The organism is Duganella sp. AC237, assembly GCF_979254035.1.
Genome location: NZ_CEEDEW010000003.1, coordinates 3,510,963 through 3,537,712, shown reverse-complemented (window position 1 = coordinate 3,537,712; position 26,750 = coordinate 3,510,963). Strand labels below are relative to the sequence as shown.

Sequence of the window (26,750 nt, the reverse complement as noted above, 5' to 3'; positions counted from 1 at the left end):
CCCGGCGTGGACGCGCCAAATACCACCAGAACAAATAACAACAGACAAGACAACAAACATTGGAGACCAGACAAATGAAAAATATCATGCAGCGCTTCACACCCAAATTCCCCCTGATGCAAACGGCGCTGGCGGCAGGCGCCATGGCATGCTGCCTGCCGGCGGTCGCACTTGACTATCAAGGCTACTTCCGCGCGTTGGCCGGTTCCAATTCATCCCACGGCGGCGCCAGCTGCTTCCAACTGGCGGGCGCGCTGGCCAAATACCGCCTCGGCAACGAATGCGAGGTCTACGGCGAGTTCTGGCTGGGCCAGCAAGTCGGGAAGGTCGCCGACGATGGCGCCGTCTTCAACGCCAACATCATGCTGTCCTATTACAGCCCGAACGCGTCATCGAATTCCGACGCCGACCTGCCGCAGATCTACGTACAAGGCGATAAAATTCCCGAACTCAACGGCGGCAGCGTATGGCTGGGCCGCAAATACTACAAGCGCGAAGGCTTGGGCGCCAACGACTTTATCTACTGGAGCGGGCGCGGCTTCGGCGGCGGCGTGGAGGACGTGCCGGTGGTGGGCGACTTGAAGTTCAGCTACGCCTTGCTGCGCAAGGATAATCTGGTCACCACCACCAGCGGCCTGCTGCCGGCGACCGGCGCGCTGGCCGACAACGGCAGCAACTCGGCCACCCGTCATGACGTTCAACTGCGCGGCATTCCCGTCAACAACGGCGGCGCCCTGGAGCTGGGCATGAGCTTCATCGTCAAGGATGCCAAGGGCAACGCCGAAGAATCGGCCGATCGCCTCCACTCCGGCTATGGCGTGACGATCCAGCACCGCCAGTCCGGCATCAACGGCGATGGCGAGAACAAGTTCGCGCTTCAATACGGCAAAGGACCGGGCACCGGCGGCGCCGACCAAGCCATCGGCGCAATCGGCAACCTGCGCGACGACACGAACGTCAGCCGCCTGAGGGTGGTCGAAGGCTTGTATACTCAGTTCACCCCGCGTTGGGGCGCCGAACTGGTGGCAATCTACCAGAAGGACAAGGGTTTCACCGCCGACCGCACCGTGTTGGGCGTGGCCGAGAACAAGGTGTGGACCAGCCTGGGCGGACATCTGGTCTACGGCATCTCGCGGCGCTTCAAGATCGGCATGGATCTGGGTGTCGACACCATCCGGCCGGACGACGGCCCCCCGCGCAGGATGACCAAGTTCACCATCGCCCCGACCATCTCGTCGGGTCCCGGCCTGACCGCGCGGCCCGATTTGCGCCTGTTCTACACTTACGCCAAATGGAACGACGCGGCACTGATGGCCGCCGACAGCGCCGCTCCGGGCAGCGCATTGTCCTCGACGGGCGCGTTCGGCGTGGCCAAATCCGGTTCGATGATCGGCGTGCAGGCCGACGTCTGCTTCTAACCGGGGGGCGTCACTGGCCGCAAGTCGGGCTATTTCTTTCGCGGTAGCCAAACGCTGAAGAGCGCTCCGCCTTGCGGCTGGTTCGCCACCTCGATTCTTCCGCCGGTGGCGCGCAGGATGGCCTGGCACAGGGCCAGCCCCAAGCCGACACCGTCGATGCCGTCGGCGCGCGCACCATCGCCACGGAAAAACCGATCGAACAGGAACGGCAGTTCGTCATCGCCGATGCCCGGTCCCTGGTCGGCCACCGTCAGCACCGTTCCGGTCGCGCCACCGGCGATGCGCACGTCGATGCGGCCGCCCGGCGGCGAGAACTTGATGGCGTTGTCGAGGATGTTGCGCAACACCAGTCCGAGTGGCGCGCCGTCCACCTCCACTGCCTCCGGCAACTCGTCGATCAGCACGACGTCGATGCCGCGCTCGCGCGTGTGCGGCGCCAGCCGCTCGATTGTCTCGCGCGCCAGCCCGGCCAGCGACACCGGCTCGGCCGATCCGCGTTCCTGGCCGGCGTCGATCCGGGCCAGCATCAGCAACTCTTCGACCAAGGTTGTCAGGCGTTCGACTTCCTCCAGGCACGAACGCAGCGCGGTGACATAGTCGCCACTGTCGCGCGGACGCCGCAGCGTGATTTCGATCTCGGCGCGCAGCCGTGACAAAGGCGAGCGCAATTCATGCGAGGCGTCGGCCGTGAAGCGGCGTTGCGTATCGAACGCGTGCTCGATCCGTTCCAGCATCGCGTTCAGGGTCTGGACCAAGTGGCCGATCTCGTCGTCGTCGCCCGGATGCGGCAAGCGCCGATGCAGGTTGCCGTCCTCGATCTCGCGGGCCTGGTCGACGATGTTCTCGATGGCGACGAACAGTTTGCTGGAGAGGCGGGCGCCTGCCCAGCCCAGGGCTGCGAGCAAAGCCGCCGCCATCAAGGCGAACAGCATGGCGGCCGAGCGCAGGATCTGGTTCACGTCGTCCAGCGAGCCGGCCACCTGCACGGCGAAGCGCTGGCCGCCCACCCGCGTGGGCAGCGACACCATGCGCAGCGGTTCCTCGCTGGTGTCGGGCAGCGTTTCAAACACGGTCTTGCCGGCGGAGAGCTGTTCCAGCAGATGGGGAAGGGCGGGCAGGTTCTCCGAGCCCAGATTGGCGCTGCGGGCCACCACGCGGCCCTGGCCATCGATGATCTGGACCAGGCGGTCGAGCCGCGTCAACGAGGGCGGCGCGCTGCCGACCGGCGCCTCATGAACGTGGATGGCCACACCGTCGCTGTCCGCCAGCATGGCCGCCTCGGCTTCGGCCAGGGCCAGCAGCGCGCCGTCCAGTTGACGGTTGACGGAACGCGACATCATCCACCAGCCCGCGCCCGCCGTGGCGCCGACGGCGACCAGGATCGCCAGCATGTGCAGCAGCACCAGCCGCCGACGCATGCTAAGCATCGCCGGCCTCCGGCGCGTCGGGCGCGGCGAGGCGGAAGCCACGGCCGCGCATCGTTTCGATCAGCGCCGGCAGTTCGGGCGGGTCGACCTTGCGGCGCAGGTTCTTCATATGCACGTCGATGAGATTGTCGATGGCGATCAAGTCCGCATGCCAGACATGCTCCGCCAGTTGCAGCCGGCTGACGACGGCGCCGGGACGCCGCATCAAGAGCTCCAGGATGGCGTACTCCTTGGGCGTGAGGTCGAAACCGGCGGCGGCGCGGCCGGCGGCCCGCGTGCCCGGATCGAGCCATAGATCCGCCACCCGCAGCGTGGCCGGCTGCGCGCGTTCGGTGCGCCGCAGCAGCGCCCGCACGCGCGCCAGCAGCTCATCGAAGACGAAAGGCTTGGTCAGGTAGTCGTCGGCGCCCGTATTGAGGCCGGTGATGCGGTCGGCCACCGCGTCGCGCGCGGTCAGCATCAATACCGGAAGCAGGTGTCCGGCCTGGCGCCATTCGGCGCACAGCGCGACGCCGTCTTTACCCGGCATCATCCAGTCGAGGATGGCCATGTCGAACCGCGCCAGCGCGTGGGTGGCGGCTTCCTGCGCCGAGTGCGCGACCACGACCTGGAAACCTTCCTCCTCCAGACCGCGCGCCAGCAGCCGCGCCGCTTTGTGATCGTCTTCCACCAACAGAATATGCATAAAACGTCCTCGGCAAGAGCCGGAGTATAGCAGCGTCGGCACGGCCCTTTCCTGAAGAAGAATTCAGGATGCAGTGCAGCAAAATTTCGTAACATCCCGGCCCAAGGGAGAACCACATGAAAAAACCATCACTGCACAAAGCAATCTTGCCCGGTTTCTTGGGTCTGGCCGCATTCGGACTGACCGGCTGGGGGCTGCTTGGCCTGCACGCCAAGGAGGCGCCGCCGGAAGCCGTCGCGCCGGTCCTTGTTCACGACGGGGATGCGCTGCTGATACCGGAAAAATCCCCGCTCAGAAAATCGCTGTTGGTGGCCCCGGTGTCGCAGCAAAGCGTCGCGGTGCTGTTCACCTTGCCCGCCGTGGTGGAAGCCGATCCGGCGCGCCTGGTCAAGGTGATGCCGCCGCTGTCGGGCCGCATCGTTAAGCTCAACAAACAGCTGGGCGACCAGGTCAAAGCCGGCGACGTCTTGTTTACGATGGATTCCCCGGATTTCGCCCAGGCCACCGCCGACGCGGCCAAGGCACGCGCCGCGTTGACCCTGGCCGCGCATGGACTGGAGCGCCAGCGTGAACTCGACAAGTCGGACCTCGCCGTCCGCCGCGATCTGGAACAGGCGCAGAGCGACTTCGCGCAAGCCACCAGCGAGGCGGCGCGGGCCGAGGCCCGGCTGCGCCAGACCGGCGCCGGCGGCGCCGCCGCCGATGGCAAGCTGGCGGTACGTTCGCCGATCGCCGGCCGCGTGGTGGACCTGGCGGCCGCTGAAGGCGCCTACTGGAACGACGCCACAGCGCCGCTGATGACGGTGGCCGACCTGTCCCGCGTCTTCGTCAGCGCCAACGCGCAGGAAAAGGACTTGGCGCGGCTCTATGTGGGCCAGCAGGCCAGCGTCAAGCTGGATGCCTATGCTGCGCCGCTGACCGGCCAGGTGCGCTACGTCGGCGACCTGCTGGATGCGGAGACCCGCACGGTCAAGGTCCGTCTGCCGTTCGACAACCGCGATGGCCGCCTCAAACCCGGCATGTTCGCCGAGGCCACGTTGTCGTCGCAGCCGCACCAAGGCATCCTGGTGCCGATGGCGGCGGTGGTCCAGGGCGGATTTTCCAGCCACGCTTTCGTCGAGGTCTCGCCATGGCGCTTCGCCCCGCGCGAGGTCAAACTGGGCGCCCAGATCGGCCAGCAGGTCGAGGTGTTGGACGGGTTAAAGGCGGGCGAGCGCATCGTCGTCAAGGATGGAGTGCTGCTCAATGATTGATCGCATCGTCACCCTGTGCTTCGAGCGGCGCGGCATCGTCGCGCTGATCTTCCTGCTGGTGACGCTGTATGGCGGCTATTGCTGGACCCAATTGCCGCTCGAAGCCTACCCGGACATCGCCGACACCACCTCGCAGGTGGTCACCCAGGTCAACGGCCTGGCCGCCGAGGAAGTCGAGCAGCAGATCACCATTCCGCTCGAACGCGAGATCATGGGCACGCCCGGCATGCATGTGATGCGCTCGAAGTCCACCTTCGGGCTGTCGCTGATCACGGTGGTGTTCGAAGACGGCGCTGAAGATTATTGGTCGCGCCAGCGCCTGCAGGAGCGCATCGCCGCCGTCAGCCTGCCTTACGGCGCGCAGCCGGGCCTCGACGCCCTGACGTCGCCGATCGGCGAGATCTACCGCTACACGCTGGAATCGAAGACGCGCAGCCTGCGCGAACTGTCCGAGCTTCAGCGCTGGAAGGTGATCCCGCGCCTGAAGCAGGCGGCCGGCGTGGTCGATGTCACCAACTTCGGTGGCCTGAGCACGCAGTTCCTGCTGGAGTTCGATCCGCTCAAGCTGTCCAAATACCACCTGTCGCTGACGCAGATCACGCAGGCCATCGCCGCCAACAACGCCAACGCCGGCGGCAGCGTGATGACGCGCGGCGAACAAGGCCTGGTGGTGCGCGGCGTGGGCCTGATCCACAGCCTGGACGACCTGGGTAACATCGTCGTCGCGCAGAAGAACGGCGTGCCGGTGCTGGTCAAGGACCTGGGCAACGTCAGCTTGGGTAACCAGGAGCGGCACGGGGTGCTGGGCAAGGACCATGTGTCGGATACCGTGTCCGGCATCGTGCTGCTGTTGAAGAACGAGAATCCGTCGCGCGTGATCGCCGGCGTGCACGAAGCGGTGCGCGAGTTGAACGACCACCTGCTGCCCAAGGACGTCAAAGTGGTGCCGTACATGGACCGCAGCACCCTGGTGGAAGCCACCGTGCACACGGTCGGCAAGACCCTGATCGAAGGCGTGGTGCTGGTGACGCTGGTGCTGGCGCTGTTCCTGGGCAGCGTGCGCGCGGCGCTGATCGCGGCGGCCGCCATCCCGGTGTCGCTGATGGTCGCCTTCGTCCTGATGCACCACTTTAAGATCCCGGCCAACCTGCTGTCGCTGGGCGCGATCGACTTCGGCATCATCGTCGACGGCGCCATCTTCGTGCTCGAAGCGGTGCTGCGCCGCCGCGAGGAACAGCCCGAGGGCATCATGAGCGCGGAGGACGCGACCGGCGCCGCCTTGCAGGTGATGAAACCGACGTGCTTCGGCATGCTGGTCATCATGGTCGCCTACCTGCCGCTGTTCGCGTTCCAGCGCATCGAGTACAAGCTGTTTTCGCCGATGGCGTTCGCGGTGGGCTTCGCCCTGCTGGGCGCCTTGCTGATGACGATGATGCTGATACCCGGCATGGCCTACCAGGCCTTCCGCAAGCCGCGCAAGATCTTCCACAATCCCGTGCTGGCATGGCTGTTGCCGCGCTACGAAGGGCTGCTGCGCCGGCTGGTCGGCAAGACGCGGCTGGTGTTGGCCATGGCTGCGGCGACGCTGGTGGCGGTGATCGTGCTGGGTGGCGCCATCGGCCGCGACTTCCTGCCGACCCTCGACGAGGGTTCGATCTGGCTGCAGGTGACGCTGCCGCCGGGGATTTCGCTGGCCAAGGCCACGCAAATGGCGGACGCGCTGCGCGAAGCGACGCTCAAGGAGCCGCAGGTCGCGCACGTGGTCACGCAACTGGGCCGCAACGACGAGGGCACCGACCCGTTCACGCCGTCGCACATCGAATGCGCGGTGACCCTGCATCCGTACAGCGAATGGCCGTCCGGCATGGTCAAGCAGGACCTGGTCGACAAGCTGTCGGCGCGCTTCCGCGAGCTGCCGCGCACCGAGGTGGGATTCTCCCAGCCGATGATCGACGGTGTGCTCGATAAACTGGCCGGCGCCCACAGCGATCTGGTGGTCAAGGTCTACGGCGAGGATTTCCGCGAGACGCGCAAGCTGGCCGGCGCCGTCGAGCATCTGCTGCGCGGCGTGCCGGGCGCCCAGGACGTGATCATCGACCAGGAACCGCCGCTGCCGCAGGTGCGCATCGACGTCGACCGCGCCGCCGCCGCGCGGCTGGGCATCAACGTGGCCGACATCATGGCGCTGATCCAGACCGGCATCGGCGGCAGCCCGGTGACGCAGGTCTATGTGGACGACCGCAGCTACGACGTCGCCGCGCGCTTCAGCGGCGCCACGCGCAACGACCCGCAGGCCATCGGCGACTTGGTGCTGAGCGCCGCCAACGGCGCGCAGGTGGCGCTGTCGCAGGTGGCGCATATCGGCCTTGCCGAAGGCGAAACCACCATCACGCGCGAGATGAACCGGCGCCACCTGACCGTGCGCACCAACTTGCGGGGCCGCGACCTGTCGACCTTCCTGGCCGAGGCCCAAGGGCGGATCGAGCGCGAGATCCCTTACGATCACGCGCACTACCAGATCACCTGGGGCGGCCAGTTCGAAAACCAGCAGCGCGCCCAGGCCCGCCTGGCAGTGATTGTGCCGGCGGTGCTGGCGCTGATGTTCGTGATGCTGTTTTCGGCGTTCGGCAATCTGCGCCAGCCGGGGTTGATCCTTTTGGCGGTGCCGCTGTCGTTGCTGGGCGGGCTGGTGGCGCTGCAATTGCGCGGCATGACCTTGAACGTGTCGTCCGCGGTCGGGTTCATCGCCTTGTTCGGCGTCTCGGTGCTGAACGCGGTGGTGATGCTGTCGAACCTGAACCGCTGGCGCGGGCTGCTGCCGAACGATCTGCGCTCCGCCGTCATCAACGGCGCGCGCGAGCGGGTGCGCCCGGTGCTGACCACCGCCACCGTGGCGGCGCTTGGCCTGGTGCCGGCGGCGCTGGCCCATGGCCTGGGCAGCGACGTCCAGCGCCCGTTGGCGACGGTGGTCGTGGGCGGGCTGCTGACGGCGACGGTGCTGACGCTGGTCCTGCTGCCGGCGCTGTACTACCTGATAGAGGAATACGTCTCGCGGCGCCAGCGCCGGGCAGGCAATGCGACCATGGAAGCGGTCGAAGGAGAAGGCGCATGAAGAAAACTTTACCAGTAAAACTGGTCGCCATGTTGTCGGCGGCCCTGGTGACCGGCTGCGCGGCCGGTCCCGATTTCGTAAAACCGGCCGCCCCGGTGGCGCAGCGCTACACCGCCGAGCCGCTGGCGCCGGAAACCGCCGCCGCAGCGGTAGGCGGCGGTGCGGCCCAGCGCTTCGTCGAGGGGCAGGAGTTGCCGGCGCATTGGTGGACGGCGTTCGGCTCCGACGATTTGAACCGATTGGTCGACGCGGCGCTGGCGGCCAATCCGGACGTGGCGGCAGCGGAAGCGGGCCTGCGCGCTGCGCAGGAAACCGCCGCCGCGCAACGCGGCGCATTCTTCCCCGGGGTCGACCTGCATCTGACGCCGACCCGCCAGCGGATTGCCGATCCGCTCTCCAGCCCGACCGCGTCGGGCGCCAATCTGTACACGCTGCATACCGCGCAACTCAGCGTCGGCTACGCGCCGGACGTCTTCGGCGGCGTGCGGCGCCAGGTCGAGGCGGCCGATGCGCAGACCGACGTGACGCGCTTCCAGCGCGACGCGGCCAGCTCGACGCTGATTTCCAACCTGGTCGCAACCGTCATCGGCGAGGCGGCGCTGCGCGCCCAACTCGAGGCCACGCGCGAACTGGTGGACATGGCGCGCGCGCAGCTCGACGCCGCGCGCAAGCAGCAGCACGCCGGCCAGTTGGGCGCGGCCGACGTGGCGGCGCAGGAGGCGCTGGTGGCCCAGATGGAAGGCGGCCTGCCGCCGCTGGAAAAGCAGCTGGCCCAGCAAGGCGACCTGCTGGCCGTGCTGGCCGGGCGCCTGCCCAGCGAGGGTGATTCGCCGCGCGTTGCCTTCGACAGCCTGACGTTGACGGAGACCTTGCCACTGAGCCTGCCGGCGCGGCTGGTGGAGCGGCGGCCGGACATTCGCGCCGCCGAAGCCCAGCTGCACGCGGCCAGCGCGCAGATCGGCATCGCACAAGCGGCCCGGCTGCCGAATATTTCGTTGACGGCCACCGTGGGCAGCTCGGCGCTGAGCGCCGGCACGCTGTTCAAGGCCGGCACCGGCTTCTGGAGCATCGGCGCCGATCTGCTGCAGCCGCTATTTAAGGGTGGGACGCTGATGCATCAGCAGCGGGCCGCCGAGGCGACCTACGAACAAGCCGCCGCCCAGTATCGCTCGGTGGTGCTGCTGGCGTTCCAGAACGTCGCCGGCGCGCTGCACGCGATCGAAGCGGACGCCAAAACCTTGCAGGCGGCGTCGGCCACCGAGCGCGCCGCCCGCAAGAGCCTGACGATCGCCCAGCGGCAGTGGCGGTTGGGCGCGATCGCCTATCCGGCCGTCCTCCAGGCCCAGCAGGCATATCAACAGGCGGCGATCGCCTTGATACCGGCCCGCGCCGCGCACTACGCCGACACCGTCGCCTTGTTCCAGGCGCTGGGCGGTTGAGCTCAACGGCCCATGAAAGGAATCACACCACACACCAGCGCGGCGGTGAGCATGACCAGCGAGGCGGAGATGGCCCACATCAAGGTGTAGCGCTGATGGTCGCCGAACTCGATTTTCGCCATCCCCACCAGCAGATAGGTCGACGCGACCAGCGGGCTGAGCAGGTGGACCGGCTGGCCGATGATGGAAGCGCGGCCGATTTCGGCGCCGGTGATGCCATACACGGCGGCCGCCTTGGCCAGGATCGGCACCACGCCGAAGTAGAACGCGTCGTTCGAGATGAAGAAGGTGAACGGGATGCTCAGGATGCCGGTGACGATGGCCAGGTACGGTCCCATCCAGGTCGGAATGGCGGTGATCACGCTGGCGGCGATGGCGTCGACCATCTTGGTGCCCTGCAGGATGCCGACGAAGATACCGGCGGCAAAGATCAGCGACACGACCGGCAACACGTTGGCCGCGTGGGCCGTCAGGCGTTCCTTCTGGTCTTCCAGCTTAGGATAGTTAATCATGATGGCGATCGCGAAGGCGATCATGAACAGCACCGGCAGCGGCAGCACGCCCTTGATCAGCATACCCATCAGCAGCAGGGTCAGCGCGAGGTTAATCCAGATCAGTTTAGGCCGCGCGGTTTGCGGGTCGGTCAGGTTGATCTCGTCGTCGGAGCCGCCGCTGTCGGCGCCCGTGGTCGGCGCGCCGTGCAGGTGCACCACCTTGCCGAACGCCGGGGCCTGATCGGCGGCGGCGTTGCGCGGACGGCCGGCGATGCCGATTTGGCCCGAGCCGCCCATCGTCCCGTGCATGCCCATGGCGGCGTTCACTTGCTGCAGCTGGGCGACGCCGGTGTAGGCCGGCTGCACGCCGACGGCGTCGACTTCCGCCGCCACGGCCTTGGTGGCCTTCGACGGCAGCATCTCGACCACGCCGAGACGGTTGCGCTCTTTGCGGCCGAGCACATAGGCGACGAACAGCACCCAGCAGACGCCGGCGATCATGGCCGGAATCATCGGCACGAAGATGTCGCTGACCTCGACGCCCAGCGCGCTGGCGGCGCGGGCGGTCGGGCCGCCCCAAGGCAGGATGTTGAACACGCCGCCGGCCAGCATGATCACGCACGCCATGACCAGTCGGCTGATGCCCAGGCGCTGGTACAGCGGCAGCATGGCCGAGACGGTGATCATATAGGTGGTGGCGCCGTCGCCGTCGAGCGAGACGATCATCGTCAGCACGGCGGTGCCGACCACGATCTTCATCGGGTCGCCCTTGACCAGTTTGAGGATGAGCCGCACGACCGGGTCGAACAGGCCGGCGTCGATCATGACGCCGAAGTAAAGGATGGCGAACATCAGCATGACGCCGGTGGGCGCCAGCTGTTTGATGCCCGCGAGCATCATCGGGCCCAGCTCGCCGCCGAAGCCGCCGATCAGGCCGAAACCGATCGGCACCAGGATCAGCGCGACCATCGCCGGCAGGCGCTTGGTCATGATCAAAAACATAAAGACTACGACCATCGAGTAGGCGAGTAGGGTCAACATTTAATTCTCCTCAGTATCATCCACCGGCGTGATGGCTTGCCGGCGTTATAGTTTTTATGCATAAGCTGCATAAGTTATGCGAATACTATAATTGGCCCAAGCTTTCAATTGACTTTCAATGGCCTATCGTGCGGTCGGCTTCGCGGTAAAAACTGCCCGGGGCCGCGGCATTGACGGGGTTGATTTTTTCTCAGCGCGGCGGAGTGCGGAGGGGAGGGGCCGGCATTTGACCTGGAGATGGGTTGTCGGCCGACGCCGACAGCAGGAGAGAGCGCCGGGTTGCGGCGCTCTCCCGAACGGCCAAGGCTTATTTGGAGCTTTCGATAAACTCAAGCACTTTTTCATCCACCACGCCGTGGTTCTTCACATGCGCGAGCAGCTTGTTTTCCAGCCGGGCGTCGGAATCGATGCCTTCGGCACGCACGAGGCTCGACTTGCCGGCTTGCTTGCTCCCCGTGACCAACGCCAGGCGGACCTCGGAACCGTGCACGACGAACGACTTGACATCGGACGAGATGTCCGAATTGTTGGTCACGACGAAACCCTGGTAACCCAGCTTGGGTTCCGGTTGGTTCTCCTCGCCGAGGGCCGCGCTTTTTTTCTGCGGCAGATTCTTCGCCAAGGCGAGGATCTCCTTGATCTGGGCCGGGTCGGTGACCACGAAGGTTGGGTTGGGGCGACCGGAGAAGACCAGCAGTTCGACGTTCAGCGACTTCACGATTTCTCCCGCTTGCGCGCCGGCCAGAACGCAAAATGTACCGGCCACCAGGAGCGCGTGCTTGATAGAGGATTGCTTCATATGGAATGTCCTATTTTAAGTGGGTGATCGGATTAGCGGATGTCCGCTTTGCCCTGGCCTTCGACCGCGTTCGACGGCGTGAAGAAATAGCCCACGAACGAGGTGTACATGCCGCGATTCGCCGTTTCCGGATTGAAGATCGTGACGCCGCTATTGTCGACGTTGGTCGCGCGGGTTTGGCCGGGCTTGTGGGTCCAGCGGCCGTCCGCGTCCTGGCGATACCAATGGTAGTCAATGCCCGGCGCGACCACCAGCGCGATTTTGGTTTTGCCGTCGGGCGAAGTGCCCGCGCTGGTGGTCGGCACCAGGCCGTCCGCGACGGCGGCGTTGTACAAGGCCTGGCTGGTCATGGCATAGCCGGTCACGCCATGCGCGCGGCCAGGCTGGGCAAAGGTGTCCGTGCGCTTGTTGTTGGCGTAGTTGTAGCAGTTGTTATTGCGCTGGATGTTGCTGCCATCGTTCCAGAAGGCTGGCTGATACGACGGCGTCGAGTAGGTCGGGGCGGGCTGGATTGTGGTGTTACTCGCCCATAGCACGGTGTTGTTGGCCGATTTGACTACCAGGTTGCCGTTCGACAGCAACTGCAGGTAGGCGCCGGGGTTGTTCCAGGTGCCGGTGTTGAACAGCGCCTCGCCCGGATTCGTGCCGTAGATGACCAGGTTGCCGTCGCCTTGCATCACGGTCACGGCGCCGGGATGGTTATAGCTGTTGGCATGCCACAGGGCCGCGCCGTCCGTCAGGCGGTACAGCACCAGGTTGCCGTCGCCTTGCTGCACCAGATTGACCAGGTTGTTGTCAACCGGCTTCAGGAATTCGTTGGCCTGCAGGCTTTCACCGGCGACCAGTTTGTCCGTGTAACTGTGCGCCGCCGAGGCCTGTAGCGCGACACCGCAGGCGAGGACGGCGGCCGCGACGCGCAGCGGTTTGAAGCTTTGAGAAAGTGTTGATGCCATTATTTTTCCTATTTGTGGGATGGAGTTGCAAGATCAGTCTGTGAATCAGCATTTCACCAAAAATACGGCTATGGTCATTACTATCCTGAATGCGTCGATCGCTGGCTTCCGGCTTGGGATTGTTGACGCAAAAAAAGTATATCCCCGACATATCTTTTTGTAAACATTATATTCGTACCAAGTCTGGGGCTGATCGCCGGGCGCGCGAGCGCCCACGCTTGTGGGAGATCGCAGGCGAAGCGTGCGATAGGGGAGGCTTAAATGCCCGAGGTCGTCGGGCTATGGCGCTTCGGCATTGATTAATACCCGGTGCTAAGGCATATTGCTTATTTATGAATGTATCGCCCCACACCTATATCCTGTTTTCGCTCGGCGCCGATCTTATTTTGTGCGCGGTGCTGGTGTTCCTGTGGTGGCGTCATAGCGACGAAAAGCATGCGATCGCTTGGGCGGCGGGCCAACTGGCGATGACCGCTGGCAGCCTTTTTTGGTACATGGGGCCGCCGGACTGGCCGCGGCACGCGCTCGCGGCCGTCACGCTCACCGTCGCCGTGGCCGGATACTGGGCCGGTACCGAGTTTTTCCTTGGTAACCTCAAACGCCGCCATGTGCGTGTCGCCGCGTTGTCGTTCGTGCTGTTCGGCTGCGCCGTCTATGCGGCGTGGACTACGCTGGAGCGATCGGTCGAGACCATCACCGCCTACACCTACGGCCTGACCTTCCTCTGGGTCGGCTGGCGTCTGGCGGGAAAGCGCAACCAATACCGGTTGCTGGGCCTGATCATGGTGGCGCGCGGCGTGTTCAACCTTGCAAACGGCATGGACCTGGTGCCGGCGGTGTTCGAATTCTGGTTCCTCTGGTCCTTCCTGGTCAAGGCGAGCTCGATGTTGTGCCTGATCCATGCGGTGCAGGAAAAGGTGCAGCAGCGCTACACCCACGCGATCGACAGCCTGAGCAAGGGTTTCCTGGTGCTCGACAGCGACGGCCGCATCCACTCGGCCAACGAAAGCAGCGCCAGCCTGCTCGGCGCCCCAGGCGTCAAGCAACTGCTCGGCACGCGTGTCGTCGATTGGCTGCCGTCCGTCAGCCGCCGGCACGTTGCCGCCCACTTCCAACGTTTCGCCGCCGCCGCGCGCTATCCCCACGTCGAAACGGCGCTCATCACCGACGGCGCCGGGCGCGAGCTGCCGCTCGAGGTGATCGCATCGCCGCATTACGAGCGCGGCCAGCTCCATTGCATGATGTTGGTGATGGACATCACCGAGCGCAAGAAGAACGACGACTTGCTGCAGCGCGCCGCCAACTATGACAGCGTGACCGGCTTGCTGAACCGGCACGGCCTGTCGGTGCGGCTGGCCGCGGCGCTGTCGCAGGCGCGCGCCGGCGGCAACGCCTGCGCGGTGCTGTTCATCGACATCGACAAGTTCAAGCGGGTCAACGATTGCTTCGGCCATGCAGCCGGCGACCAGTTGCTGAGCCAGATGGCGCATCTGCTGCGCGATCTGGCGCGCGGCGGCGATCTGCTGGCCCGCTTCGGGGGCGACGAGTTCGTCGTGGTGTTGCAGGGAGTGCGGAAGGCCGACGTCGCCGGCGCGGCGGCGGCGCGCGGGCGGCACATTCTGCGCGCGCTGGGCGGCGGCTTCCAGCTGTCGCCGCAACTGATCACGGTCTCGGCCAGCATCGGCGTCGCGTGCTTTCCGGCCGACGGCGACGACGCCGACACGCTGACCCGCAACGCCGACATCGCCATGCACGACGTCAAGCAGTCCGGCCGGGGCGAGCTGCGCTTCTTCGATGCGGCCATGAGCGCGTACACGCGCGACGCGCTGGTGATCGACGGCGCGCTGCGCGGCGCCATCCTGGCCGGTGAGCTCAGCCTTGCGTACCAGCCGATCACCAACGCCGCCAGCGGCCGCATGGACAAGGTCGAGGCGCTGCTGCGCTGGCACAGCGCCTCGCTGGGCACGGTCGCGCCGGACCGCTTCATTCCGGTGGCCGAGGACAGCGGCCTGATCATCGAATTGGGCGCCTGGGTGCTCGACGAGGCCTGCCGCCAGCTGGCGGGCTGGCGCGACAGCCTGCCGGAACTAGTGGTCAGCATCAACGTGTCCGCGCGGCAGTTGCTGGACCCGGCGTTTTTCGGCATGGTCGAGCGCGCCTTGTCGGCCAACGGCCTGGCGCCCGGGCGGCTGGAGCTCGAGTTGACCGAGCGCGTGCTCATCAGCGACGGCGCGCAGGTTAGGGTGGCGCTGGGCAGGTTGCGCGAGTTGGGTGTCAGCCTGTCGCTCGACGATTTCGGCACCGGTTACTCGTCGCTCAGCTACCTGACGCAATTCCAGATCAACACGCTCAAGATCGACCGCGCCTTCGTCACCGACATGGTCGACAGTCCGCGCAGCAACGCGCTGGTGGCCACCATCATCGCCATGGGCCACAGCCTGGGCCTGCAACTAGTGGCCGAGGGCGTGGAGACGGCGGGCCAGGCGCGCGCGCTCGAAGCCATGGGCTGTCATTACTTGCAGGGATACCATATCTCGCGGCCGGTCGGCGCGGCGGCGCTGCCGCTGTTCGCCGTCCCGTCCGAGGCCGAGCCGCCGCCCACCGTTCTGCTTTGAGTAACCGTGCCGGTCTTTAACCTGGTCGAGCACGCGATCGCCAGCGCAGCCGTCAACTAAAGCAACTCCGGGGTCAGGTCCGCCATTTCTACACGAGCTCGGCCCTAGGGCTTGCCAGCGTCGGGCTCGTGTAGAATTGGTGGACCTGACCCCGGATGGTTTTCGGCGTTTTTGAAGGCGGCGGCGTCGCCGGCGAACATCTCCTCCAGCTCCAGCCGGCCCTTGCGCGTGAGCGAGACCATTTCGTCCTGGTCTTGCTGGTGCGGATACACTTCCATCAGCATCTTGAGGTTGTGCGTGCGGAAGGTGCGGGCGGCGTGCTCGGCGCGCTCGGCGGCGAAGCCGAGCTGCTGCAACACCTTGGCGCCCAGCTGCAGCGACGCTTCGAAGGTTTCGCGCTCGATCAACGTGACGCCACGGTCGAGCAGTTCGTAGTAGTGGCTGACGTTGCGCGCCCGGGCCAGGATCGTCAGCGCGGGGTAGCGCTCGCGCACGGCGTCGACCAGCGCCAGGCTGTCGTCGACGTTGTCGATCGCGATCACCAGGGTGGTGGCCTTGCCGATGCCGGCCGCCTCCAGCAAGTCGATGCGGGTGGCGTCGCCGTAAAATACCTCGTAGCCGAATTTGCGCAGCAACTCGATCTGGTCGGGATCGTGATCGAGCACCGTCACGCCGAGGCGGTTGGCCGAGAGCAAACGGCCGATGATCTGGCCGAAACGCCCGAAACCGGCGATGATGACCGGATGCTCGACCGTGATCTTGTCGGCCTCGCGCTTCTTTTTCGCCGTGCGCAGGCGCGGCGCCGCCAGCTTGTCGTACAGCAGCAGCAACAGCGGCGTGGCCACCATCGACAAGGTCACCACCATCACCAGCATGGCCGAGGTCTCCGGTGCCAGCACCCTGGCCTCGACGGCCGTGCCGAACACCACGAAGGCGAATTCGCCGCCCTGCGACATCAGCAGCGCGAAGAACAGGCGCTGGCCGCGCGGAATGTCGAACCAGAAGGACATGCCGTACAGCAGGCCGCCCTTGAGCAATAACAGCCCGCAGGTCAGCCCCACCACCAGCAACGGATGGGCCAGCAGCACGCCGAAGTCGGCCGACATGCCGACCGCCATGAAGAACAGGCCCAGCAGCAGCCCCTTGAACGGTTCCAGGTCGCTGACGAGTTGATGGCGGTATTCCGAGTCGGCCAGCAGCACGCCGGCGGTGAAGGTGCCCAGCGCCAGCGACAGCCCGACCGATTCCATCAGCAGGCAGATGCCGATCACCAGCAGCAGCGCGAAGGCCGTAAACAGCTCGCGCAGGCCGGTGCGCGCCAGGAAGCGCATCACCGGATTGACCAGGCAGCGGCCGAAGGCGACCAGGGTCAGCAGCACCGCCACCAGCTTGACGGCGCGCATCCAGCCGCCGCTGGCATGCTCGGCGGCCACACCGGCCAGCAACGGCACCAGCGCGATCATCGGGATCGCCGCGATGTCCTGGAACAGCAAGATGGAAAAGCTGGCCGAGCCGGCCGGGCTGGGCATCAGCTTGCGCTCGCCCAGGGTGGCCAGCACGATGGCGGTCGACGATAGCGACATGCCGAGGCCGGCGACCAGCGCGATTTTCCAGTCGACGCCGAACGCCATGGCCGCCGCCGTGAGCGCGGCGCTGACGATGAGCACCTGCACGCCACCCCAGCCGAAGATGGGCCGGCGCAGCGACCACAGCTTTTTCGGCTCCAGCTCGAGGCCGATCAGGAACAGCATCAGCACCACGCCGAACTCGGACACGCTCAGCACGTCCTCGACGTTACCGATCAGCGACAGGCCCCACGGGCCGATGAGGGCGCCGGCGGCCAGATAGCCGAGCACCGCGCCCATGCCGGCCCGCTTGGCCAGCGGCACCAGCACGACGGCCGCCACCAGATAAAACACCATGTGTAAGAGAAAGCCGTGTGCCATAGGGGTCCATTGATGCGCGCCGCTGCCGGCGCTGATTGTCGAGCTTGCAACGAGCTTGCCAGTATCTCATCCGGCGGACCGTGGCGTCCACCACCTGAATGGGGAGGGAAGGGCGGCATCCGTAAAAAAGTGACAAGTTTATTGAACTCTTCCCAAGTTCTCGGGAATGTACGGTACGGCAGCCGACCGGCGCCTCCCACAACGATAAGGATGACAACAATGAATAAGCTGTTACGCAAGACTTTGGCCGTGGCCGCCGTGGCCGCCCTGGCCCTTTCCGCCAACGCCCACGCGGTGACCGATGTGTCCGGCGATTTCCTGGCAGGCTACACCGGCAGCCGCGATGCCGCCTTCGACGTGCTGTCGGCCGACGTCAGCTTCAACGCCGCCACCAATGAGTTCGTGTTCAGCACCACGGCGGCGGGCGCGATCGCCGGCGTCAACGGTGCCGCTTACGTCTTCGGCCTGGACGCCGGCGGCACCACCGTCGCGCCGTTCACGTCGGTCGGCCTGCCGGGCGCGGTGTTCAACCGCACGGTGACCTTGCGCGCCAACGGCACGGCCGGCGTCGGTGCGACGCCGATCACCGAGCAAATCGCCGGCAACCGGATTTTCGCCACCGTATCGGCATCGTTGTTGCCATCGAACGGCCTGGCGTTCAAGGACTACACCTGGACCGTGTGGTCGATCGACACCAACGTCGCCGGACTCGGCCGGCTGGCGGACTTCGCGCCGAACGCCAACATCAATGTCACGGCCGTGCCGGAACCGGCGACCTATGGGATGTTGCTCGCCGGACTGGGCATGCTGGGCATGGTGGCCCGCCGCCGCGCGCGCGCCGAGGGCTGACCTTTTTACGGTGCCGGATTGAAATCGGCCAGGCGGTGGCCGGCGGCGACCAGCAGCGGCACGGCCCGTTCGAGGTCGCCGCGCTGCACCAGCAAGTGATCGCCGTCGAAGGTCGACACCACGAATATGCCGATGCCGCCGCGCGACAGCGGCTCGATCACCGACAACACGATGCCGGTGGCGCCGAAGGCGAACGGGCCGACAAACCGCCAGCATACCCAATCCTGTTCCGACTGTACGCCGGCCGGCACACGCCCGGACCGGCACACAATGGATAGCTCGTGTCGCGAGCGGCTGATGGTGACGAAGCCGTCGCCGTCGGCCCAGGCTGGGATCGCCTGATCGGGCCCGAGACGGCTGACGGCGTAGGGGTGCGGGTCTTGCTCTAGCGTGATCTGATGCATGTGGGTTCCTGGCCTCAAAATGATGGCGTCACGATAGGGCGATGCCGCCCGGCCGTCCAGTCAATAATTTTCACCGCCCATTCACCCCGCTAATGGCACCATCCACCATGCGCCAAGCAAGGGTTGTTGACTTGAGCCACCTCCCAAAATAGTTCCCTGATCAGCCAGAGATAGTACATAATACGTGGTATGTAATATGTTACACTATCAATTCGGGGAGAGCATGGCGAGAGCGGGACTGGAAAAATTGGACGTGAAAAGGGCGCGGGACGGCTTAATCGCGCAGTCACAGTACCCGTCGGTGGACGCCGTTCGAATTGCGCTCGGCAATACAGGCTCCAAGACCACCATCCACAAGTACCTCAAGGAGCTTGACGAGGAAGAGGGCGACCACGGCGGCCACAAGGCCTCAATCAGCGCAGCGCTGCAGGACCTTGTCGAACGCCTGGCCGCACGGCTTACCGAAGAAGCCGAGGTGCGGATCGAGCAGTTGAACGATGAGTTCCGCGCCAAGGAGGAAGTCCATGCGCAAGCCATCCAGCAGCTGGAGAGGGACCTGCAGGCCGCGCGACAGGCCAATGACAGTCTTGAGACACGCCTGCTGAGCGAAATGACCGGCCACGCCAAGACGCGTGCCGCTTTGCAGGCCGAAACCGTCGCGCGCCATACGGCCGGACAGCAGGTCACCGACTTAAAGGACCGTCTGGAGCAAACCAAGATAGAGGTGCGCCAGCAGCAACTGGCTGTGCGGGGCAAGCAGGACGAAATCAGCAAGCTCAACCAAGAGGGCGCGCGCCTGGTGCTGGAGCTCTCCCACACAAAGCAGTCGCTTTACGAGCAGCTGACAAACGGCCGCAAGCTGGAACAGAAAATCGAACAGCTTCAGGCAGCCCATGTGCACACCGGCGATCTCGAGCGCCAGCTTGTCAGCAAGATGGCGGAAGCCGAGGTGCTGAGCGAGCAATTGAAGGCCGCCGAGGCGCAACTGGAACCTGCCAAGGCAAAGGCACGCGAATTTGAGCTGTTACTCGCGCAGGCGAATGCCAAGGCTGAGGCACAGGACCAGATAGGCGAGCAGATGCAGGCCTATCTCGACAAAATGACGGCGGGTTCAAAGACTAAAGCTCAATAACCTTCCGAGTAGCTGCCGGCAAGAAGCGGTCACCCCTAAAAGCTTATTCAGCCGCTTGAACATAGGGGCCGATGATGACGCCGACAAAGCCCTTGGCTTTTTGCGTGGACAGGAATGTCACATCGACGTCCTTCTTGAGCGCCTTGACCTGGCCGCCGCTGCGGTAGCTGTAAGCCGAACGGCCACCGCGCATCTCCATGATCAGCTCGACGCGCTTGTCCGTGACCGGTGCGGATTCCAGCAAGGTTTCCTTGCCATCCTCGTATTTGTACAGCGCAACCATGCGGCGGCCGGCCGTCTGCGTCACGCCCATGAACAGATAGTTGGCGTCGTTCTGGATGGCGACCAGGCCGGCGCGGTCGCCGTCGTGCCGTGGCGCGTAGTCGACCACGGTGGAGACTGTGGCGTCGTGGTGTTGCTGGCGTCGGCCGATAAAGCCTGGCACGCCTTCAAGCTTGCCCAGCGGCTGGCCGGATTGCAGCACCAGGTCGCCCTTGTCGATCTTGTAGAGCTGGCTGCGCGGCGTGCGCATGCCGATCCAGGCGGCGGAAAGCGGCTTGTCGAATTCATCGACGTAGCTGAAATCGCCATTCATCGGCAACGCGGGCGCCGGCTGGGCCGCCAGCTTAGGCTTGGCCAGCGTGTACGGCACCGGCTTGCCTTGTTCGAGTATCATCGGCCAGCCGTCTTTCCACGTCACCGGCAGCAGGAAGGTTTCGCGGCCGATATTGTAGAAATTGCCGGGATAGGGGCGGGTGGCCAGGAAAACGGCCCACCAGTCGCCTTGCTGGGTCTGCACCAGCTTGGCGTGGCCGGTGGTGGTGACCGGATTGGCCCGCGCGGGATCCAGGTCGCGCTGGGTCAGGATGGGGTTGGAAGGGCCGGGCACATACGGCCCCATGACGTCCTTGGAACGCAGGATCACTTCGGAGTGGTTGTCCCCGGTCCCGCCTTCGGCGCACATCAAATAATAGTAGCCGTCCTTCTTCAGCAAATGCGGGCCTTCGATCCAGATCGGATTCTTGGCCGGCACCACGCCGCCGTCGATCAGCACCTTCGGCGTGCCGATGCGCTGGAAGCTGGTCGGGTCGATCTCGGTGATCCAGATGGCGCGGTGGCCGTCGTAGCGCGGCGTCCCGACGGGCGCGTCGTTATGGACGACGTAGGCCTTGTCGCCGTCCCAGAAGATCGACGGGTCGATGCCGTTCAAACCTTTGATGGTGACCGGTTTGGACCACGGCCCGGACGGCTTGTCCGCCGTGATGACGAAGTTGCCCATGCCGCCTGGGCAGCTGGAACAGGTGGTGATGATATGGTAGCGGCCGTTGTGGAACGAGATGTCCGGCGCATAAATACCCTGCGAACCGCGCACGCCGGTGAAATCGACCTGCTCGGGGCGGTCCAGCGCGTTGCCGATTTGCGTCCACGTGACCAGATCCCTGGAATGCATGATCGGCAAACCGGGGAAATTGGTGAACGAGGAGTTGACGATATAGTAGTCGTCACCCACGCGGGCAATCGACGGGTCGGGGAAATAGCCCGACAGGATGGGATTGAGGAATTCGCCGGCGCGCGGCTTGGCCTGCTCCTGCGACTTGCCCGCGTAGCTGAAGCGCTCGAAGCGCGCGCTCGCGGCGGTGTCGGCGGCCTGAGCCCCCGACACCGCGCACAGTGCCGCGACAAGTAAGATTTTTTGATTCATGAATTAACCCTAAAAGTGCGGCACTGGCTGCGTTAGAACTTCATGCGCAGACCGACGGCGAAGGTACGGCCCGGATCATACTGGGACATCGTGGCGTTCGGGAACTGGAAGTAACCGCGACGCTTGGCCTTGTTCAGGTTGACGATGTCGAAGGTGATCATCGGCAGGCCCTCGCGGTCGAACACCTGGTCGAGCTCGATGCTCGACGAGAAGTCCCACTGCTTGTAGGTGTCGCTGAACAGCGCCGCCTGGGTGATGCCGCTCTGGTTCGCCGTCGCCACCTGGCTGCCCTGCGAGTAGGTGTGCATGAAGCGCGCCATGTAGCCGTGGTTCTCGTAGTAGACGCCGAAGTTGTTGGTTTTCTTCGGCACGCCCAGTGCGATGAAACCGTTCGAGCCTTCGCCGCTGGCCTTCTGGTTGATCAGGGTCAGCGTTTCGTTGAAACCGAAGCCCTTGATCGGCAGCAGCTTGTCGAGCGGCTGGACCCAGCCCACTTCCAGGCCGCGGATGCGCAGGATGCCCTCGGCGTTGCGTGGACGGGTCATCACGACGGTGGCGACGTCAGGGCCGCCGCGCGAATCGATCGCCAGCTGCTGGGTCGGAATCAGGGTGCCGTAGTTGATGCCGTACTGTGCCAGCGCGGAGAATGGCAGGGTGACGTTCTCGTCGATGGTAAAGCCGTTGACACGCTTCTGGAAGCCGGTAACCGAGACATAGCCCTCGCGGCCGGTGTACCAGTCGATGCCCAGGTCGATGTTATCCGACAGGTAAGGCTTCAGGTTCGGATTGCCCTGAGTGCCGGTGTCCGCCGACACGCCGGAGAAGTTAACGCCCGGACGCAGCGAATTCGGATTCACGCGCGTCATGCTGCGCGACAGCGCGGCGCGCACCACCACGTCCTTCATTACGTCAACGGCGATGGTACCCGACGGCAGCGTGTTGCTGTATTCCGAATCCTGGTAGACCCAAGAATCGATGTTCGGATACTTGCTGCCGTTCAGCGGCAAGGTGGCGTTGCGCGGATCGCTGAACGAATTGCGCGAACCGACCTGCTGCTGGGTACGCACGTAGCGCACGCCCACGTTCCAGCGGGTGTTGAAGCCGGCTGGCGCCAATTCGCCGCTCGCTTCCAGGTAGACCGCCTTCGACTTCTCCCGGATGTAGCCGGCGCTGGCGCCGGTCGACGAGGCGCCCGTGTCCGGCGCGGTGCTGTTGAAGTAGTCATACTTGGAATCTTGGCGGAAGCGATCCCAGTCCAGCGCCAGGTTGCCGTACTGGCCGGGCGTCAGATAGCCCGGCAGCGCCGCGTTGGTGATCAGCGAACCCTGGTAGGTGAGGGGCGCGGTCTGGCCGGCCGTGTAGCCGGTGCCGTAACCTGGATACAGGCCGGCGGCGCTGGCGCCCGGGGTGCTGGCGCCGTTGCATGGCGGCGCGCCGTTCGGGCCTTGCAGGAACACCGACGGATTGTTGCCGCAGACGGCAGCCTGCCAGGCGGCGGAGTTGTCCTGGCCACGGATGGTGCGGTCGATGTCATCCCAGGCGAAGCCGCCCTTGACGGTCAGCTTCTTGTCGCCCCAGGCCAGGTTGGTGTGGAAACCCTTGGTCTCGGTCTCGCGCAACTCGTTCTGCACGTTGACGCGGCCGCCGACCCACTGGTAGTTGGCCGGATTGTTCAAGTCCATGTTCGAGACGATGGACGGCACGCCGCCACCGTTCGAGTAGGTGATCGTGTTGCCGCTGTTGGGCGCGGTGATCGGCATGACCGTCGGCGCCTCGTGCGTGAAGCGGCTGCGGTTCCAGTTACCGGCGACGTCGAGCGACAGCTTCGGCGTGATCTTCCATTCCATGCCCGGGTTGATGCCCAGCAGGTCGACCTTGTCTTTGCGCGGGCCAAACTCGATAAAGTTGAGCGAGTTGGCGAAGGTACCGGAAGTCACCGTGCAACCGTTGGTGCAGTCCGTCTTGTCGACCGTCATGTTCAGCGGGATGGCGCCATTGTTACGCACGGCCCACGTGTAGCCGTTGCGCGTCATGTCGTCGTCCTTCTTGCTGTACATGGTGTCCAGATAGAAGTGCAGGTCTTGAGTCGGACGGTATTCGGCCGCGAGCACGCCCGAGATCTTGTCCTTGGTGCCGTAGTACTCCATGGTGCGGCCGAGGCGCGGAATGATGGCGTTATCAATTTGGCCGATGGTCAGGCCCGGATTGTGCGCCAGCAGGAACGCCTGGTCGATCGGCGTGCCCGCCACCAGGCCGTTGCCGGCGCCGGCCGGTACGGTCGCCGGGATGGTCCAGTTGCCGCCGCCGGTGTTGTTGCGGGACGGCGAGCTGCTCTGCGACGCGGTCAGGTTGGGATTGGTCCAGCCCACGGTCTCGAAGCCGGTGGTGCGGGCCTGCTGGCGCGAGAAAGAGATACCGCCCAGGAGACCGAACTTGCCGTCCCAGGTGTTGCTGCCGATGATATTGCCGCGCATGCCGGCCTTGTCGGCGATCTGCTGCTTGGTGCCCGTCAGGCCCATGGAAAGCTGTTTGCCTTCCTTGTCGAACGGCCGCGCGCTGCGCAGGTTGACGACACCGGCGGCGCCGCCCTCGATCTGGCCGGCGGTCGGGCTCTTGCTGACGGTGAGCTTGGTGAACAGGTCGGTCGGCAGCAGGTCCAGATCGACTTCGCGGTTCGTGTTAGCGCCATCAATCGGGCCGGAGGAGGCCACGGCGATCGGGGAATTATTCAGCAGAATCTTGGTGAACGACGAACCCAGGCCACGGATCTGGATGGTCATGCCCTCGCCGGTGACGTCGCGCGACACGCCGACGCCAGGAACGCGGCTGAGCGACTCGGCCAGGTTTTTGTCCGGGAATTTACCAAAATCTTCGGCGTTGATCGAATCCTGGAAGCCGACGGATTCCTTCTTGTCGCGGGCCGAGGACAGCAAGCTGTTGCGGTAACCGGTGACCTGGACGCTGGTGATCGGCGCCTCCGCGGTGGCAGCGGGCGTGGTGGCGGTGGTTTCCGCGGCGGGGGCTGGGGCGGTTTGCTGGGCGTAGGCCTGGGCGATCATGCTGGCCATGACGGTCAGCCCAAGCGCGGCGCGCCGGCTGGCGGTCGTTCGTTGATTCATTGCTGGTCTCCTGTTTTATCGGTACCTGGCGTGCTTTTCCTGTATTTTTTTAGCACGACAGCGCCAAGTCTAGGAGGCGGCTTGAGCAAAGTCAACAACTTCAAACAAAATTTGATAAGCGCAACCATTTTGAACAACACAAGGCGTGGCGGGGTATCGGTCTGTGTTATGCGGTGCGGAAACGAAGTGTGAAGCGCGGTTTGATATGCGTAACCATTTGGCCCCATAAACCCCGGGGTCAAGTCTGTCATTCAGACAGGAGCTGGACAGTAGAGCGTTCTACGGTCGAACCCGTGTCCGAATGACAGACTTGACCCCGGAGGTTTTCAGGTCGTGGCGCGCGGGCGCTGGCGGTGGAAGACCAGGGGGCTGTACGGGATATTCGACGGAGGCGGGGACTTCAGGATGTTCGGCTTCATGGCGCCAACCACGTGCATCTCGCAGGGTTTGCAGTCGAAACGCAAGGTGTAGGTGTGGTCGCCGCTGACCAGGGTCATCGGCTCTGCACGGACCTGGCCCTGCACGCCTTGCACGCCCTTGGCCTGCTTCGGGCACAGGTTGAACGAGAACCGCAGGCAGTGCTTGGTGATCATCAGCGGCACTTCGCCCGGTTCCTCGTGCGATTCGTAGGCGGCGGCGACCAGTTTCACGCCGTGCTTGTGGTAGAACGCGCGCGCCTTCTCGTTGTAGACGTTGGCGAGGTAGCTGAGCTGGGTATCGGGATAGACCGCCGGCGGTTCGGCAGCAGGCTTGCGCGTCGGACGGTCCCATGCGGCCAGGCGCGCGGCTTCGTGTGCTTCGATGGCGTCGCGGCGCAGCGCGTTGATGGCGGCCGCCGGCACGAACCACGGCTCGGACAGGTCCAGTTGCACGCTCGCGGCCGAGAACATCGTGCCACCGAGCTTGCCCAGGCTGCCGCGCAGCGAGGTTTCCGCCTGCTCGGCTTGCTGTGCGGGCTGGAAAGCTATGGCCGCGTCGGTCAAACTGACGATGCCGTCTTCGTCCCGCAGGGACAGGCGCAGGCCGTCATTTTGTTCGCTCAAAGCCAGGTGCAGGTCGACCTTGCGGTCGGCGGATTTCTTGCTCAGCGCGCCTTCCCAGTGATGATCGCGGTTGCGCAGGATGGAGGCTCCAACCTTGAAGCCGGTCAGCAGGCCGATCGTCTCGTTCGGGAACACGCGCCACTGCTCGCCATCGGCGCTGGCGCCGATTTTCTTCACCGTGTTGGCCTGGATGCCGAACGACTCGCGCTTGTACATGTAATTCAAGCCGTCGCCGTTGGCCATCGGCGCGTTGGTGGTGATGTCGAAGTGGTCGGTGGCGATGCGGGTGACCGTACCCAGTTCCACGCCAACATATTTCGGGCTGTCGAAGGCGCCGATATCTCCTTCCTCGCGGCCGTGGGCGAAGTAATCCGTATGGCCCCGGTGGAAGGTTTTGTCCACATCGGGCGTGAACATGATCTCGGTGCGGCCGCTGGCGGCGCGCGTGAATTCCGTGCGGCGCTCCAGAATTTCGTCGAGCAGCAGGCGGTAGTGGGCCGTGATGTTTTTCACGTAGCCCATGTCCTTGTAGCGGCCCTCGATCTTGAACGAGCGGATGCCGGCGTCGACCAGCGCCTCGAGATTGCGGCTCTGGTCGTTGTCCTTCATCGACAGCAGGTGTTTTTCGTATGCCACGACGCGGCCTTTGGTGTCGCTCAGCGTGTACGGCAGGCGGCAGGCCTGCGAGCAGTCGCCGCGATTGGCGCTGCGGCCGGTGTCGGCGTGCGAAATGTAGCATTGGCCGGAATAGGCCACGCACAGCGCGCCATGAATGAAGTATTCGAGCGGGGTGTCGACCTCGGCGCGGATCTTGCGGATTTGTTCGATGGTCAGCTCGCGCGCCAGCACCAGCTGCGAGAAGCCGACGTCGCCGAGGAACTTGGCCTTTTCCATCGTGCGGATGTCGCACTGGGTACTGGCGTGCAGCTGGATCGGCGGCAGGTCCATCTCCAGCAGGCCCATGTCCTGCACGATCAGCGCGTCCACACCGGCTTCGTACAGCTGCCAGATCTGCGCGCGGGCGGCGTCCAGCTCGGCGTCATGCAGGATAGTGTTGAGCGTGACAAAGATGCGCGAACGGTAGCGGTGCGCGAACGCCACCAGTTTGGAGATTTCCTCGATCGAGTTGCTGGCGTTATGGCGCGCGCCGAAGGCGGGGCCGCCGATATAGACAGCGTCGGCGCCGTGCAAAATGGCTTCGCGGCCGATTTCAGCGGTTTTGGCGGGCGACAGCAGTTCGAGCTGATGGGCTAGCAAAGTCATGGCGTGATCCGTTGCGATGAAAGCAGCAATTATAGCGAGATCACCCCCTTCAACAA

The 26,750-nt window shown here is 64.9% G+C and carries 17 protein-coding genes; 7 read left to right on the top strand and 10 right to left on the bottom strand.

All coding sequences use genetic code 11. The features are described from left to right. Nucleotides 1-74 precede the first annotated feature (74 nt). Nucleotides 75-1,418 (top strand): carbohydrate porin, encoded by a 1,344-nt coding sequence (locus AC0IYS_RS15805; RefSeq protein WP_471706042.1) that lies wholly within the window; start codon nucleotides 75-77, stop codon nucleotides 1,416-1,418. Between the two features lie 29 nt (nucleotides 1,419-1,447). Here AC0IYS_RS15805 and AC0IYS_RS15800 read toward each other — a convergent pair whose 3' ends face one another. Together AC0IYS_RS15800 and AC0IYS_RS15795 are read right to left on the bottom strand one after the other, a co-directional pair. After that, nucleotides 1,448-2,845: a sensor histidine kinase gene (locus AC0IYS_RS15800; RefSeq protein WP_471706041.1), complete on the bottom strand. Its 1,398-nt coding sequence runs from the start codon at nucleotides 2,843-2,845 to the stop codon at nucleotides 1,448-1,450. Next, complete coding sequence (locus AC0IYS_RS15795; RefSeq protein WP_471706040.1) at nucleotides 2,838-3,530, bottom strand: response regulator transcription factor; 693 nt, start codon at nucleotides 3,528-3,530, stop codon at nucleotides 2,838-2,840. Before AC0IYS_RS15795 ends, AC0IYS_RS15800 begins: the two co-directional genes overlap by 8 nt. 116 nt (nucleotides 3,531-3,646) lie before the next feature. On the opposite strand from AC0IYS_RS15795, the gene AC0IYS_RS15790 reads away from it, so the two are divergent. Genes AC0IYS_RS15790 through AC0IYS_RS15780 form a run of 3 tightly spaced genes read left to right on the top strand, consistent with a single transcriptional unit; the run spans nucleotide 3,647 to nucleotide 9,334 of the window. Beyond that, nucleotides 3,647-4,783 (top strand): efflux RND transporter periplasmic adaptor subunit, encoded by a 1,137-nt coding sequence (locus AC0IYS_RS15790; RefSeq protein ID WP_471706039.1) that lies wholly within the window; start codon nucleotides 3,647-3,649, stop codon nucleotides 4,781-4,783. After that, complete coding sequence (locus AC0IYS_RS15785) at nucleotides 4,776-7,895, top strand: efflux RND transporter permease subunit (protein ID WP_471706038.1); 3,120 nt, start codon at nucleotides 4,776-4,778, stop codon at nucleotides 7,893-7,895. The genes AC0IYS_RS15790 and AC0IYS_RS15785 overlap by 8 nt, the downstream gene beginning before the upstream one ends. Then, nucleotides 7,892-9,334 carry an efflux transporter outer membrane subunit gene (locus AC0IYS_RS15780; protein ID WP_471706037.1) on the top strand — a complete coding sequence of 481 codons (1,443 nt, stop codon included), beginning with the start codon at nucleotides 7,892-7,894 and terminating at the stop codon, nucleotides 9,332-9,334. The genes AC0IYS_RS15785 and AC0IYS_RS15780 overlap by 4 nt, the downstream gene beginning before the upstream one ends. A 2-nt stretch (nucleotides 9,335-9,336) precedes the next feature. On the opposite strand, the gene AC0IYS_RS15775 is transcribed toward AC0IYS_RS15780, so the two are convergent. The 3 genes from AC0IYS_RS15775 to AC0IYS_RS15765 form a co-directional block, all read right to left on the bottom strand. Continuing rightward, nucleotides 9,337-10,869, bottom strand: a complete 1,533-nt coding sequence (locus AC0IYS_RS15775; protein ID WP_471706036.1) for a CitMHS family transporter — start codon at nucleotides 10,867-10,869, stop codon at nucleotides 9,337-9,339. A gap of 307 nt (nucleotides 10,870-11,176) precedes the next feature. Next, nucleotides 11,177-11,668, bottom strand: a complete 492-nt coding sequence (locus AC0IYS_RS15770; RefSeq protein ID WP_471706035.1) for a hypothetical protein — start codon at nucleotides 11,666-11,668, stop codon at nucleotides 11,177-11,179. 32 nt (nucleotides 11,669-11,700) lie between these two features. Further along, nucleotides 11,701-12,621 (bottom strand): hypothetical protein, encoded by a 921-nt coding sequence (locus AC0IYS_RS15765; protein WP_471706034.1) that lies wholly within the window; start codon nucleotides 12,619-12,621, stop codon nucleotides 11,701-11,703. Between the two features lie 332 nt (nucleotides 12,622-12,953). Here AC0IYS_RS15765 and AC0IYS_RS15760 point away from each other — a divergent pair, with 332 nt between their 5' ends. Next, nucleotides 12,954-15,236 (top strand): putative bifunctional diguanylate cyclase/phosphodiesterase, encoded by a 2,283-nt coding sequence (locus AC0IYS_RS15760; RefSeq protein WP_471706033.1) that lies wholly within the window; start codon nucleotides 12,954-12,956, stop codon nucleotides 15,234-15,236. Nucleotides 15,237-15,340: 104 nt separating this feature from the next. On the opposite strand, the gene kefC is transcribed toward AC0IYS_RS15760, so the two are convergent. Beyond that, nucleotides 15,341-17,182 (bottom strand): glutathione-regulated potassium-efflux system protein KefC, encoded by a 1,842-nt coding sequence (gene kefC, locus AC0IYS_RS15755; RefSeq protein ID WP_471706032.1) that lies wholly within the window; start codon nucleotides 17,180-17,182, stop codon nucleotides 15,341-15,343. Nucleotides 17,183-17,401: 219 nt separating this feature from the next. Here kefC and AC0IYS_RS15750 point away from each other — a divergent pair, with 219 nt between their 5' ends. Then, the gene (locus AC0IYS_RS15750; RefSeq protein WP_471706031.1) at nucleotides 17,402-18,031 is read left to right on the top strand and encodes an FxDxF family PEP-CTERM protein; all 630 of its coding nucleotides are present in this window, start codon (nucleotides 17,402-17,404) and stop codon (nucleotides 18,029-18,031) included. A 5-nt stretch (nucleotides 18,032-18,036) separates the two neighbouring features. Here AC0IYS_RS15750 and AC0IYS_RS15745 read toward each other — a convergent pair whose 3' ends face one another. Beyond that, nucleotides 18,037-18,435: an ACT domain-containing protein gene (locus tag AC0IYS_RS15745; RefSeq protein ID WP_471706030.1), complete on the bottom strand. Its 399-nt coding sequence runs from the start codon at nucleotides 18,433-18,435 to the stop codon at nucleotides 18,037-18,039. Nucleotides 18,436-18,631: 196 nt separating this feature from the next. Between AC0IYS_RS15745 and AC0IYS_RS15740 the strand changes: the two genes are divergently transcribed. After that, nucleotides 18,632-19,567 (top strand): DNA-binding protein, encoded by a 936-nt coding sequence (locus tag AC0IYS_RS15740; RefSeq protein ID WP_471706029.1) that lies wholly within the window; start codon nucleotides 18,632-18,634, stop codon nucleotides 19,565-19,567. Nucleotides 19,568-19,610: 43 nt separating this feature from the next. On the opposite strand, the gene AC0IYS_RS15735 is transcribed toward AC0IYS_RS15740, so the two are convergent. The 3 genes from AC0IYS_RS15735 to AC0IYS_RS15725 all read right to left on the bottom strand — a co-directional run bounded on the left by AC0IYS_RS15735 (nucleotide 19,611) and on the right by AC0IYS_RS15725 (nucleotide 26,694). Next, the gene (locus tag AC0IYS_RS15735) at nucleotides 19,611-21,269 is read right to left on the bottom strand and encodes a glycoside hydrolase family 43 protein (protein ID WP_471706028.1); all 1,659 of its coding nucleotides are present in this window, start codon (nucleotides 21,267-21,269) and stop codon (nucleotides 19,611-19,613) included. A 32-nt stretch (nucleotides 21,270-21,301) separates the two neighbouring features. Beyond that, nucleotides 21,302-24,388: a TonB-dependent receptor gene (locus AC0IYS_RS15730; protein WP_471706027.1), complete on the bottom strand. Its 3,087-nt coding sequence runs from the start codon at nucleotides 24,386-24,388 to the stop codon at nucleotides 21,302-21,304. A gap of 326 nt (nucleotides 24,389-24,714) precedes the next feature. After that, nucleotides 24,715-26,694, bottom strand: a complete 1,980-nt coding sequence (locus tag AC0IYS_RS15725; protein ID WP_471706026.1) for a peptidase U32 family protein — start codon at nucleotides 26,692-26,694, stop codon at nucleotides 24,715-24,717. Nucleotides 26,695-26,750 lie beyond the last annotated feature (56 nt).